Annotated in this window: 11 protein-coding genes; 5 read left to right on the forward strand and 6 right to left on the reverse strand. The window is 61.8% G+C overall.

The features are described from left to right. Positions 1-21: 21 nt before the first annotated feature. The gene (locus DKB71_RS03055; protein ID WP_408599590.1) at positions 22-1,536 is read right to left on the reverse strand and encodes an AhpA/YtjB family protein; all 1,515 of its coding nucleotides are present in this window, start codon (positions 1,534-1,536) and stop codon (positions 22-24) included. A 135-nt stretch (positions 1,537-1,671) separates the two neighbouring features. On the opposite strand from DKB71_RS03055, the gene serB reads away from it, so the two are divergent. Continuing rightward, complete coding sequence (gene serB / locus DKB71_RS03060; protein ID WP_408599591.1) at positions 1,672-2,886, forward strand: phosphoserine phosphatase SerB; 1,215 nt, start codon at positions 1,672-1,674, stop codon at positions 2,884-2,886. A 122-nt stretch (positions 2,887-3,008) separates the two neighbouring features. Here serB and asd read toward each other — a convergent pair whose 3' ends face one another. The 3 genes from asd to DKB71_RS03075 are packed head-to-tail and all read right to left on the reverse strand — an operon-like array spanning position 3,009 to position 6,284. After that, complete coding sequence (gene asd, locus DKB71_RS03065) at positions 3,009-3,869, reverse strand: archaetidylserine decarboxylase (RefSeq protein ID WP_408599592.1); 861 nt, start codon at positions 3,867-3,869, stop codon at positions 3,009-3,011. Between the two features lie 18 nt (positions 3,870-3,887). Next, complete coding sequence (gene rhdA, locus DKB71_RS03070; protein WP_323607464.1) at positions 3,888-4,703, reverse strand: thiosulfate sulfurtransferase; 816 nt, start codon at positions 4,701-4,703, stop codon at positions 3,888-3,890. A 42-nt stretch (positions 4,704-4,745) separates the two neighbouring features. Further along, positions 4,746-6,284, reverse strand: a complete 1,539-nt coding sequence (locus DKB71_RS03075) for an HDOD domain-containing protein (protein WP_408599593.1) — start codon at positions 6,282-6,284, stop codon at positions 4,746-4,748. 166 nt (positions 6,285-6,450) lie between these two features. Here DKB71_RS03075 and motA point away from each other — a divergent pair, with 166 nt between their 5' ends. Both motA and motB read left to right on the forward strand, forming a co-directional pair. Next, positions 6,451-7,302 carry a flagellar motor stator protein MotA gene (gene motA / locus DKB71_RS03080; RefSeq protein WP_008063575.1) on the forward strand — a complete coding sequence of 284 codons (852 nt, stop codon included), beginning with the start codon at positions 6,451-6,453 and terminating at the stop codon, positions 7,300-7,302. Between the two features lie 3 nt (positions 7,303-7,305). Further along, on the forward strand, positions 7,306-8,328 hold the full coding sequence (motB, locus tag DKB71_RS03085; protein WP_408599594.1) for a flagellar motor protein MotB: 1,023 nt from the start codon (positions 7,306-7,308) through the stop codon (positions 8,326-8,328). 177 nt (positions 8,329-8,505) lie between these two features. Here the strand turns inward: motB and rsgA are convergent, their stop codons facing one another. Next, positions 8,506-9,537 (reverse strand): small ribosomal subunit biogenesis GTPase RsgA, encoded by a 1,032-nt coding sequence (gene rsgA, locus DKB71_RS03090; RefSeq protein ID WP_008064125.1) that lies wholly within the window; start codon positions 9,535-9,537, stop codon positions 8,506-8,508. Positions 9,538-9,644: 107 nt separating this feature from the next. Between rsgA and orn the strand changes: the two genes are divergently transcribed. Together orn and DKB71_RS03100 are read left to right on the forward strand one after the other, a co-directional pair. Continuing rightward, positions 9,645-10,187 (forward strand): oligoribonuclease, encoded by a 543-nt coding sequence (gene orn / locus DKB71_RS03095; protein ID WP_179057346.1) that lies wholly within the window; start codon positions 9,645-9,647, stop codon positions 10,185-10,187. A gap of 199 nt (positions 10,188-10,386) precedes the next feature. Beyond that, positions 10,387-10,998, forward strand: coding sequence for a trimeric intracellular cation channel family protein (locus DKB71_RS03100; RefSeq protein ID WP_274076794.1), 612 nt, complete (start codon positions 10,387-10,389; stop codon positions 10,996-10,998). Here DKB71_RS03100 and queG read toward each other — a convergent pair. Next, positions 10,980-12,059, reverse strand: a complete 1,080-nt coding sequence (queG, locus tag DKB71_RS03105; protein ID WP_408599595.1) for a tRNA epoxyqueuosine(34) reductase QueG — start codon at positions 12,057-12,059, stop codon at positions 10,980-10,982. The two genes, DKB71_RS03100 and queG, sit on opposite strands and share 19 nt — an antisense overlap. Positions 12,060-12,106: the final 47 nt, after the last annotated feature.

A 12,106-nucleotide genomic window follows, 5' to 3' on the forward strand; every position in this document is an offset into this window, starting at 1 on the left:
GGCTTCTTCATGACAGGGCTTTTACGCCCGACGTTCGTGCATCCGCGCCAGCTGTCGCTCCAGCATCGACGGATAAGGCTCCATCAGCCGCTCCACGCAGCAGGCGCCTTCAGGGCTTGCAATCGGGCGGATCCGTGCGCGCTGGCGGATCAGCGCATCGTCACTGATCTTGCGCTCCACCAGCAGCAGGTTGCGGCTGTGTTGCGACAGGGCCAGGGCATCCTGCGCGGCGTCGGTCAGCAACAGGTCGATCTGGCTCAGGCCGAACAGCTCCTCGCCCAGAGTCAGGCCCAGCTGCAATTGCAAGGTGATGCCGCTGTCGGCGACTTCGATCTGCAATTGATGCCCCAGCGCTCGCAGCAGCTCACCACAGCAGATGGCGTTGGTCAGGTAATCGTCGCCACTGTCTTCGGCGTGGAACAGCATCAGGGTGCTGCCATCGTTCAGGGTGTGCAGTTCGCTCTGGTAGAGCGAGGCCGCCTGGTCGAGGCAGTCGCGGTAGCGTTTGAGCAGTTCTTCCAGGCGTGTCCGCGGCAGGCGTCGCAACTGTTCCTGTGAGCCCAGCTGCACGGCCAGTACGGCGCTGTGCTGCGGCACGTTGGAAGCTACGGGCTTGGCCAACGGTTTCGCCACACTGTCTGGCGCATCATCAAGCAAGTCTGCGAACGCATCATCGTCATCATCTTCAACGGTGCTGACGACACGTCGTGGCGCGGCTTTCATCGCGGCCATCGGGCGACTTTCATCGAAACTCGGATCACGCAGGTTGCGCACTTCGAAGCCCGGTTCGCCGTCGTCGTCATCGTCGTATTCGGGTTCCGGCTCGGGTTCCGGTTCGGCCGGTTCCGGCGCGAAGTCGGCATGCAGCTGGCGCGCCAGGTCGCCGATCTCGTCATTACGCTCGGTGGCCGGGGTGTATTCGTCGATGTTGCGCAGCCAGACCCGCAATTGCAGCAGCGGCGTGGACAGGTATCGACCCATGCGCAGGCTCAAGGCCAGGGACAGGGCCAGCAGGATCGCACTCAAGATGCCCATGCTTTGCAGGCTGATGGTCATCGGCTGCTGGAACTGATCCATGTCCAGGCTGATGCGCAGCTGACCGGCGGTCACATCCTGGAAGGTGATCTTGCTCTGGTACATGCCCTCGGCTTCGCCCAGCAGGCCATGCTTGGGACGCTGGCCGGCTTCGGCGAGGATACGATTGTCCACGCTGTAGATGGCGGCGTGGGCCACCAGCTTGTTCTTGGTCAGGTTGTTGAGCAGCACGTTGAGGCTGAGGATGTCGTTGGACACCAGCAGCTCGGTGGCCGAGGTGGCCGTCTGCATGGTCAGGCTTTCACCCAACGCATCCGCCTGCTCGTGCATGGCCTGCTTGAACTGCAAACCCATCACACAGGCGTAGATCACCAGGGCCAGAGCGACCAGGATCACGTTATGGCTGGCAATGCGCAATGCAATCGGTACACGGCGGTGGCGCAGTGCACGGAAGATCAGCAGGAAGAAGTTATCGGTTTTTACTGGCGTGGGCCGGTTCACTTGAGCTCGGCTCTTTTGTCCGTGAAGTTGACGCGCAGTATAGCGACAGGCCCTAGGCCGTCAAAGCGCTCACGGTGCCCGATGGTCACTGAATGTGGGTAGAATGCGGTTTTTTTCCACCTGCGGGGGTGCGCCTTGCGCGAAATCGTCCTGATAAACATCACGGGAGTCGACCGTCCGGGTCTGACTGCGGCCATTACCGGCGTTCTGGCCCAGGGTGGTGTAAACATTCTCGACATCGGTCAGGCGGTGATCCACGACACCCTGTCGTTCGGCATCCTGGTTGAAATTCCTGATACCGAACAAGGCAAGTCGGTGCTCAAGGACATCCTGTTCAAGGGCTATGAGCTGGATCAACAGGTGCGTTTCACGCCGGTGTCCGAAGAGGATTACCAGCAGTGGGTCGGCAACCAGGGCAAAAAACGCCACATCGTGACCCTGCTGACGCGCAAGGTCACCGCCGGACAATTGCAGGCCGTGAGTTCGATTACCGCCAAATATGGCCTGAACATCGACCATATCGATCGCCTGTCCGGGCGCATGCCGCTGGACACCCCGGCTGATAAAGGCAAGGGCTGCATCGAGTTTTCCGTGCGTGGCGAGGCGGCTGATCCGCAGGCGCTGCGGGCCGAATTTCTCAGCGTCGCCCAGGAACTGAACGTCGACATCGCCTTCCAGGAAGATTCGCTGTTCCGTCGTAATCGCCGCCTGGCGGTGTTCGACATGGACTCGACCCTGATTGAAGCCGAAGTCATCGACGAGCTGGCCAAGGCGGCCGGTGTGGGCGACAAGGTGTCGGAAATTACCGAACGGGCGATGGCCGGTGAGCTGGACTTCCGCGCCAGCTTCAAGGAACGCCTGGCGTTGCTCAAGGGGCTGGATGTCGGCGTGCTGGACTCGATCGCCGCCTCGCTGCGCCTGACCGAAGGCGCTGAAACCCTGTTCGCCGAACTCAAGCGCCTGGGTTACAAGACCGCCATCCTGTCGGGCGGCTTCACCTACTTCGCCAAGCAACTGCAGGCCAAGCTGGGTATCGACTATGTGTTCGCCAACGAACTGGAAGTGGTCGACGGCAAGGTGACCGGCGTGGCGGTCGAGCCGATTGTCGATGCCCAGCGCAAAGCGGATCTGCTGAAAGAACTGGCACACAAGGAAGGTCTGCGTCTGGAGCAGACCATTGCGGTCGGCGACGGTGCCAATGACTTGCCGATGCTGGCGATTGCCGGGTTGGGCGTGGCGTTCCGGGCCAAACCGCTGGTCAAACAGTCGGCGAAACAGGCGATTTCCACCCTTGGGCTGGATGGCGTGCTGTATCTGCTGGGCTTTCGCGATCGCGACGGCCACCTCTGATACACCCGAAACAAATGTGGGAGCGGGCTTGCTCGCGAAGGCGTCATCACATTCAACATTAATGTTGACTGTAAGTCCGCTTTCGCGAGCAAGCCCGCTCCCACAGGAATGCAGCTCGGTCTTTAGGCTTTCGGTGAGCCCATACCCTGACCCATCCGCACCGGCGAACCGGCCAGCAACTCTGCATCCCACTGCACTTGATCCGGCCCGAACAGCACGACAGCGGTCGAACCCAGTTTGAAGCGGCCCAGCTCCGCACCTTTTTCCAGGTGGATCGGCGCGCGCGCGGCTTCGTCGTAGCGGAAGGTTTTCAGCTCGCGTTTCGGCGGCGTCACCAGCCCGGCCCACACGGTTTCGATCGACGCCACGATCATCGCGCCCACCAGCACTACGGCCATCGGCCCGCGCTCGGTGTCGAAAATGCACGCTACGCGCTCATTGCGGGCAAACAGTTCCGGAACGTTTTCAGCGGTGGTCTGGTTGACCGAGAACAGCCGGCCCGGGATGTAGACCATCTCGCGCAAGGTGCCGGCCAATGGCATGTGCACGCGGTGATAGTCCTTCGGCGACAGGTAGATGGTCGCGAAATCACCGCCCATGAACGGCGCAGCATTCGCCGCATCGCCACCCAGCAGTTCCAGCACGCTGAAGCTGTGGCCCTTGGCCTGGAACACCCGACCGTGTTCGATCGGGCCGAGCTGGCTGACCGCGCCGTCGGCCGGGCTGAGGATGGCACCCGGGGTCTCGTCCAGCGGACGGGCACCGTCTTTCAATGCGCGGGTGAAAAACGCGTTGAAGTGCTCGTAGGCGGTGAGGTCTTCGACCAGCGCCTCGGACATGTTCACCTGGTAACGCTTGGCGAACCACGCGGTGAACGCATTCTTGAACCAGCGCACGCGGCATTCGGCGATGCAGCCGGCCAGTCGCGAGAGCAGGTTGTGGGGCAGCAGGTATTGGCTGACGATAAACAGACGCTTGTTCATTAACTGTCCTTAAAAACCTTAAATCTCTACGGGCGTGTCGGGGTGGTTGCCCCATTCGCCCCAGGAGCCGGCGTAGCCTTTGACCCGCGGATAACCGAGAGCCTTGGCCACCAGATAGGTGAAGCCAGATCGATGGTGAGTCTGGCAGTGGGTAATCACTTCTTTGTCAGGCGTAATGCCGAGCTGTTCGAGGATCTGCGGCATGTCGCTGCGGATGCGCAGCTGGCGAGACTTGTCCATGCCGGCGGTCCATTCGAAATTGACCGCGCCAGGGATGTGCCCGGCCTTGGCCGCGAGGACTTTCTCGCCGGAATACTCCAGCGGCCCGCGCGCATCCCAGATCGCCAGGTCGGCAGCGCCGAGACGGCTTTGCAGGTACTCGCGGGTGGCGATGGGTTCGTCGTGCAGGGTCAACGCGACCGGGCCGCCTGCAGGAGCGGGGACCTGGATCGACATGGGCATGCCTTCAGCCAGCCAGGCCGTCAGGCCGCCGTCGAGATAGTGGTATTGGCTGTGGCCAATGACATCCAGCAGCCAGATAAAGCGCCCGGCCCAACCGCCGCCTTCGTCGTCATAGACCACATAGACGGCATCGGGGTTGTGTCCCAGCTCACCGAACAATGCTTCGAGCGCCGCTTGCGGCGGCATCAGCCCCGGCGCGGGTGCCTGGCCGAGTTGTGTGCGTTTCGGATCGACAAACCGCGCACCGGGAATATGCCCTTCGGTGTAGCGGGCATGGCTGGTCAGGTCCACCAGGATCAGTTGGCGGGCTTCGAGGCGAGGGAGCAAGTCGCTCGGCTCGATCACCAGCGGCAAGCCAGAGAAGTCAGACATGTGAGGTCTCCAGGGCACAAAAGGGAGGATTGTAGCGCAGCCTTATTGGCCGCGCTGACTAAAGCTGTGCAGCGCTTTTTCGATGCATTGCGCGGTTTTGCCGAAGGCTTGCACGGTGATGTCCGAGAATGGCCCGCCACCCTGATCCGCCACGACGATCATGATCACCCGCCCATTATTGAGCAGCGAACGCAGCAACAGGTGCTCGCCGCTGAACTGGCTACGCAGGTTGTTGGGCAGCAAGGCGGAAAATTGCGCGTTGTTGAGCGGCGTCAGGCGTACCTGGGCCTGTTGCGAGAGCAGGCGTTGCAATACCGCGCTTTGACTGACGTTAAAATTCAGCCCGGCCACTTCATCAGGCAGGCCGGCCGTCTGGTGCACACGCAGATTGGCGTGGGTGCGGTCGGCCATCAGGATCATCACCCGACGCATGCCACTGGCCACCAGCGCGTCGCGGGCAGAGGTGGTCAGGTGGATGGCATTGGTGAAACGACTTGGCTCGTGCAACAGCTCGGCACATTGTTTGCGCCATTTCGCCAGGTCGTCGGCAGTGGGTGCCGGGGCTGGCTGCAAACCGGCATGTACAGGGTTCGTACCCCATGGCCAGATCAGTGCGACAGCGGGATGCCAAAGATCGGGCATGGCGTGATAACGCGCACTGTTGGCGGCTTGCTGGTGCAATTGTTGTTGCACCTCGTCCATCGGTATTTGCAGGTAGAGGCCGGTCAAGTACTGCCAGCGCTCACTGTGCGGACTGTCCCAGGCCTGCTGCGCCGAGAGGGCCAGGCCGTTGGCCAACAACACCGTGTTGGCCGGTTGATTAAGCCAGCGACGCAGGGTCGGGTCGTCATCCAGGCGGTTCTGCTGGCGTAGCGGATGTTCGCTGTCGCGGGCAATGCGCAGCACTTTCACCAGTTCCCGTTGCTCGGTGAGCAGCAGTCGATAGCCCTGTTGCACCCAGATCGGCAGGTGCCAGAGGTCCACCAGGGCCTGGCCGATTTCCAGCAGGCGCGCGCCAAACAGTTGCTGTTCGACTGCGCGCGCCGACTCGCCTTTATGAATGACCCGCAGCTCCCAGTCTTCGAGCAGCTGCGGATGCGTCATGGCCAGCGGCCACAGCGGCGACAGGAACAGCAGGCTGCCCCAGTGGATGTCCTGCCACAGGCGCGCCAGGCGGCCGGCAAAAAAACCGTTGGCCTGTTGGCTGGCGTGTTGGCTGATCATCTGCAACTGGCGCAGGGCTTTCGGTATCTCGGCCTGGGGCATGGCGGGCAATCGCGCGAGCAGCTCCTCGGTGCGCTTCAAGCCAAGGCGGTTGATGGCGACCTCAAGGTTTTCCGCAGGCTCGCTCATGGCGCCATGGCTGTGCCGGTTGGCTTCGCGAATCACGCTCAAGGCCAGGGCCGGGCTGCCCTGCATCAAGTCGGCGATGTTGCGCAGCGAGCTGCGACTGTCGCGCATGGCCCGGCACACTTGATCGTGACTGGCCTGCGGAACCGGCAGGCGCACGCCGTCGAGAAGCTTGACCCAGCCTTCGAGCGTGTTCGGTGTTGGCGTCGGGGCGTTCGTTTGTCTAGCCATGTCTGGAGGCGATCATCGTCAACAATACCTGGGCCCGGAGGGGGTCAAATTGGCTTTTCGCCTGAACTGGCTATAGTCTGGCGCAGTTTTGCCGATAAGTAGAAGAAGAGATTTTTTAACTTCCGAATATGACCTTGAACCCGACTCAGTAAGTGCTCTCCTACCTATGGCTAAAATTATCGGCATCATCGTCGTATTCGCGAGCGTTCTCGGCGGATACGTGCTCTCCCATGGCAAGATTGCCGCCCTGATCCAGCCTTTCGAGGTCATGATTATCGGTGGTGCGGCCCTCGGTGCATTCCTGCAGGCCAACCCCGGTTACATGACCATGCACGTGCTCAAGAAGTCCCTGAGCATGTTCGGTTCGCGTTTCAGCCATGCCTTCTATCTTGAAGTGCTGGGCCTGATCTACGAGATTCTCAACAAGAGCCGCCGCGAAGGCATGATGGCCATCGAAGCGGACATCGAAGATGCTGCGGCGAGCCCGATCTTCGCCAAGTACCCGACGGTCCTGAAGGATGAGCGCATGACCGCATTCATCTGTGATTACCTGCGCATCATGTCCTCCGGCAACATGGCGCCCCATGAGCTGGAGGGCCTGTTCGACATGGAACTCTACAGCCTCAAGGAAGACCTGGAGCACCCGTCCCACGCGGTGAACGGCATCGCCGACGCCATGCCCGGTTTCGGTATCGTCGCGGCGGTCCTGGGTATCGTGGTGACCATGGCCTCGCTGGGCGAGGGCGACCAGAAGTCGATCGGTCTGCACGTCGGTGCGGCACTGGTGGGTACCTTCTTCGGTATTCTCGCCGCCTACGGTTTCTTCGGCCCGCTGGCGCATTCCCTGGCCCACGATGCCAAGGAAGAACTCAACGTCTACGAAGCCATCAAGGCCTCGCTGGTGGCTTCCGCCTCGGGCATGCCGCCATCGCTGGCCGTGGAGTTCGGGCGCAAGGTCCTGTACCCGGCGCACCGGCCAAGCTTCGCCGAGCTGGAACAAGCGGTTCGTGGTCGTTAAGTGATGGAAAATAACCAGCCGATAATCATCAAGCGCGTCAAGCGCATCGCCGGTGGGCATCACGGGGGCGCCTGGAAAATCGCCTTCGCCGACTTCGCCACGGCGATGATGGCGTTCTTCCTGGTGTTGTGGCTGTTGTCCACCGCCACCCCGGAACAGAAAATCGCCATCGCCGGTTACTTCAAGGACCCGATCGGCTTTTCCGAAAGTGGTACGCCCTACATCATCGATCTGGGTGGCACGCCGACCATGGCGCCGGAGAACACCCTCAACCCCGAGATGAAGACCCAGCCGCAGCCGGACAAGCTGACGGTGGACGTCGATCAGGTCGAGGGCATGGCCGAGACGGTGGAGAAGGAGCGCCTGGAACTGCTTCTGCAAGAACTGCAGAACAAGGTCGAAGAGAACCCGCAACTGCAGAAATTCAAAGACCAGATCCTGTTCGAAATCACCCCGGACGGTTTACGCATCCAGATCGTGGACGCCGAGAATCGACCGATGTTCGACTCGGGTTCGGCCCGCCTGAAGCCGTATTTCGAAGACATCCTGCTGGCCATGGCCGACACCATCAAGGCGGTGCCGAACAAGATCAGCATCAGCGGCCACACCGATGCCACGCCGTACAGCGGCAGCGGCGAATTCGGCAACTGGGAGCTGTCGGCCAACCGTGCCAACGCCGCGCGTCGTGCGCTGGTGGCGGGCAGCTACCCGGAGGCGCAAGTAGCGCGGGTGGTCGGTTACGCCTCGTCGGCCCTGTTCGACCGCGAGCATCCGTTCAACCCGGTAAACCGCCGTATCGACATTGTCGTGCTGACCAAGAAGGCACAGCGTGCCATCGAAGGTTCGCAAGGGGCGGAGCCAACTCCCGATAGTTCACAAGAGGCTTTGGGAGCAACGCCGGCTACGCCAGCCGACCCGCACGCCTTGCCCGCAGACAAGGAACCGTTGCCGGCCCACGAACTGCGGGAACGGTTGAACCTGTTCGATGATCCGGCGCCGAAACCGGGTGAAGCGCCCAAACCCTGAGATCGGAGGCGGCGGTGAGGCCGCTTTCGCGAGCAAGCCCGCTCCCACATTTTTCCTGCGATCGCAGATCGAATGTGGGAGCGGGCTTGCTCGCGAAGAGGCCGGTCCGGGCAATGCATCTTCAGCAGACAAGAAAGCCGCGAAATTCGCGGCTTTCTTGTCTCTGCGGGAAGCGGCTCAGTAACCGTTTTCCGGCAGGCTGGCGATGATCGAGCGGTAGCTGTTCATCCGTTGCTGTTGCACGCGGCCGTCTTCCAGGGCCTTGAGCAGGGCGCAACCGGGTTCGCGGTCGTGCTTGCAGTCGCGGAAGCGGCAGGTGCCGAGCAGGTCGTTGAACTCGATGAAACCGGCTTCGACGTCGGCGCGGCTGACGTGGCCCAGGCCGAATTCGCGGATGCCCGGGGAGTCGATCAGCTCACCGCCACCGGGGAAGTGGAACAGGCGTGCGGTGGTCGTGGTGTGGGTGCCCTGGCCGGACAGCTCGGACAACGGGCCGACGCGGGTTTCGACCTCTGGCAGCAGGCTGTTGACCAACGACGACTTGCCGACGCCGGACTGGCCGACGAACACGCTGATGCGACCGTCCAATTGTTTCTGAAGCTGTTCCATGCCGTTGCCGTGGTGGGCCGACACTTCCAGCACCGGGTAACCCAGGGTGCGGTAGACCGCGAGCAAGGCGTTCAGGGCCGGGGCGTTGTGCTCGTCGATCAGGTCGAACTTGTTCAGCAGCAACAGCGGCTTGATGCCGGCATGTTCGGCGGCGACGAGGTAGCGGTCGATCAGGTTGGCGTGGGGCTCAGGCAGCGGCGCAAACACGATGACAATCATGTCGACGTTCGCCGCGACGGGCTTGAGCTGGCCACGACTGTCCGGGCGGCAGAGTTCGGTATTGCGCGGCAATTGCGCCACGATTACGCCGATACCCTGGTTGCCGGCACGCCAGACCACCTGGTCGCCGGTTACCAGTGCGGGCAGGTTCGCCCGCAGGTGGCAACGAAACACCTGGCCGGCCAGCTCGCCATCACGGGCTTCGACTTCGACCTGCACCCCGAAGTGGGCGATCACCAGGCCGTGTTGTTCCGGGCCCAGGTCGCCACCCTCAAGTGCCTCGACGGCCGAGGACTCGCGTTTGGCGGCGCGGGCAGCGCGTTCGCCCTGAATCTTTTCGATGCGCCAGTTTTGACGACGATTGAGTTGGCGTTTGGCCATGGGTGTTCCGTATCAAGAATGCAGCGATTAGGTAAAACGGCCGCGAGTTTAGCACGCCCGGCCACCGGCCTAGGCTAAACTGCGCAGCATTGCCTAGGAGCCGACTCATGCAAAACCCGCAGAACCTGATCTGGATCGACCTGGAAATGACCGGTCTGAACCCGGATACCGACGTCATCATCGAAATGGCCACTATTGTCACCGACAGCGACCTGAATACCCTGGCCGAAGGTCCGGTGATCGCCATTCACCACAGCGACGAAATCCTTGCCGGCATGGACGAGTGGAACACCCGTCAACACGGCGGTTCGGGCCTGACCCAGCGCGTGCGCGACAGTCGCATCAGCATGGCTGAAGCCGAAGCCCAGACCATCGCCTTCCTGGAAAAGTGGGTGCCGAAGGGCAAATCGCCGATCTGCGGCAACAGTATCTGCCAGGATCGTCGCTTCCTTTATACCCACATGAAATCCCTGGAAAGCTATTTCCACTACCGCAACCTCGACGTGTCCACACTCAAAGAGCTGGCTGCGCGCTGGGCACCGGACGTGCGTGACAGCTTCAAGAAGGGCAGCACCCACCTGGCGCTGGACGACATCCGCGAGTCGATCGCCGAGCTGCAGCACTACCGCCAGCACTTCATCAAGGCCTGATTGTGTAGCGTCTGTTATGGCCCTTTCGCTGGCAAGCCAGCTCCTACAGGTTTGCGCGGTTCTGTAGGAGCTGGCTTGCCAGCGAAGGGGGCTTTGAAGACGCTATCGCCAGCGAGCCGGCCCCTACAGATGGCGGCGCCCTCTTTTGGTGCCTCGGCGAAGTGCGTAGACTGCGCGCCTTTTTGCAAGGATCGCCACCATGTTGCTGATGCTCTACCTGATCGCCATCACCGCCGAGGCCATGACCGGTGCGCTGTCTGCCGGTCGTCGCGGCATGGACTGGTTCGGCGTGGTGCTGATCGCGTGCGTCACGGCGCTGGGCGGTGGTTCGGTGCGCGATGTGTTGCTTGGCCACTATCCGCTGACCTGGGTGAAACACCCGGAATACCTGGTGCTGACCACTATCGCGGCGATGATCACGGTATTCACCGCGCGCTGGATGCGCCATCTGCGTTCATTGTTCCTGGTGCTCGACGCCGTCGGTCTGGTGGCGTTCACCCTGATCGGCTGCATGACCGCCCTGGAAATGGGGCATGGCATGTTGGTCGCGTCGGTCAGCGGGGTGATCACCGGCGTTTTCGGTGGCATCCTGCGGGACATCTTCTGCAATGATATTCCGCTGATCTTCCGGCGCGAGCTGTACGCCAGCGTGTCGTTCGCGGCGGCGTGGTGCTACATGTTTTGCCTATACCTGAACTTGCCGGGAGAGCAGGCGATCTTGATCACTCTGTTCGGCGGTTTCCTGCTGCGCTTGCTGGCGATCCGCTTCCATTGGGAAATGCCCAAATTCGTCTACAACGACGAGGCCTGACGCTCGGCGTGTTGCTGCAACGCCCACTCGACATGCTCGCGGACCAATTCGGACGGATGTTCACGCCTGGCCTTCAACGCTTCCAGCACCGGAATGGTTGAAGGTGCATTGCCGAGACCGACGGCCAGGTTGCGCAGCCAGTTCTCGTACCCTGTCCGGCGTAGCGGCGAGCCTTCGGTGCTGCTCAGGAATTTATCCTCGTCCCACATGAACAGCTCGGCCAGTTCGGCGTTGTCCAGGTTGTGCCGTGGCTTGAAGTCGTTTTCCCCGGACGGGCGGGCGAAGCGGTTCCACGGGCAGACGATCTGGCAATCATCGCAACCGAACACCCGATTGCCGATCAGCGGCCGCAATTCCTGCGGAATCGCACCCTTGAGTTCGATGGTCAGATAGGAAATGCAGCGCCGGGCGTCCAGCACATAGGGCCCGACGAAGGCATTGGTCGGGCAGATGTCGAGGCAGGCGCTGCAGCGGCCGCAGTGTTCGGTGGCATGGGGCGGGTCCACCGGCAGCGGCAGGTCGACGAACAGCTCGGCGAGGAAGAAATAACTGCCAGCCTTGCGATTCAAGACCAGGGTGTTTTTGCCGATCCAGCCCAGGCCTGCCTGTTCGGCGATGGCTTTTTCCAGGACCGGGGCACTGTCGACAAAAGCCCGGAAACCAAACGGGCCGATTTCTGCCTGAATCTTGTCCGCCAGTTGTTGCACGCGTTTGCGGATCAATTTGTGGTAATCGCGGCCCAAGGCATAACGCGAGACGTAGGCTTTTTCCGGCTGGGCGAGCAGTTGCGCCATTCTGGTATCGCCCGACAGGTAGTCCATGCGCAGCGACACCACGCGCAAAGTGCCCGGCACCAGTTCTTCGGGGTGCGAGCGTTTGCTGCCGTGGGCGCCCATGTACTCCATTTCGCCATGGTAGCCGGCAGCGAGCCAGCGCTCCAGGTGCTGCTCATGCTCGGCGAGATCGAGGCCGCTGATGCCGACTTGCTGAAAGCCCAGCTCGCGGCCCCAGTCCTTGATGGATTGGGCGAGGGCGGGCAAATCTGTGGTAATAGCGGGCATGAGGCGAGAGAAACCGGAGCTGAGGTGCGTATAATTCTGCCAGACAT

This window comes from Pseudomonas sp. PLMAX, from assembly GCF_046042685.1.
Taxonomy (GTDB): domain Bacteria; phylum Pseudomonadota; class Gammaproteobacteria; order Pseudomonadales; family Pseudomonadaceae; genus Aquipseudomonas; species Aquipseudomonas putida_AE.

Excerpts from the sequence above, each read along its gene's own strand:
- asd (WP_408599592.1), bottom strand. The coding sequence starts at position 3,869 with ATGAACAAGCGTCTGTTTATCGTCAGCCAATACCTGCTGCCCCACAAC.
- rhdA (WP_323607464.1), bottom strand. The coding sequence starts at position 4,703 with ATGTCTGACTTCTCTGGCTTGCCGCTGGTGATCGAGCCGAGCGACTTG.
- DKB71_RS03075 (WP_408599593.1), bottom strand. The coding sequence starts at position 6,284 with ATGGCTAGACAAACGAACGCCCCGACGCCAACACCGAACACGCTCGAA.
- motA (WP_008063575.1), top strand. The coding sequence starts at position 6,451 with ATGGCTAAAATTATCGGCATCATCGTCGTATTCGCGAGCGTTCTCGGC.
- motB (WP_408599594.1), top strand. The coding sequence starts at position 7,306 with ATGGAAAATAACCAGCCGATAATCATCAAGCGCGTCAAGCGCATCGCC.
- rsgA (WP_008064125.1), bottom strand. The coding sequence starts at position 9,537 with ATGGCCAAACGCCAACTCAATCGTCGTCAAAACTGGCGCATCGAAAAG.
- orn (WP_179057346.1), top strand. The coding sequence starts at position 9,645 with ATGCAAAACCCGCAGAACCTGATCTGGATCGACCTGGAAATGACCGGT.
- DKB71_RS03100 (WP_274076794.1), top strand. The coding sequence starts at position 10,387 with ATGTTGCTGATGCTCTACCTGATCGCCATCACCGCCGAGGCCATGACC.
- queG (WP_408599595.1), bottom strand. The coding sequence starts at position 12,059 with ATGCCCGCTATTACCACAGATTTGCCCGCCCTCGCCCAATCCATCAAG.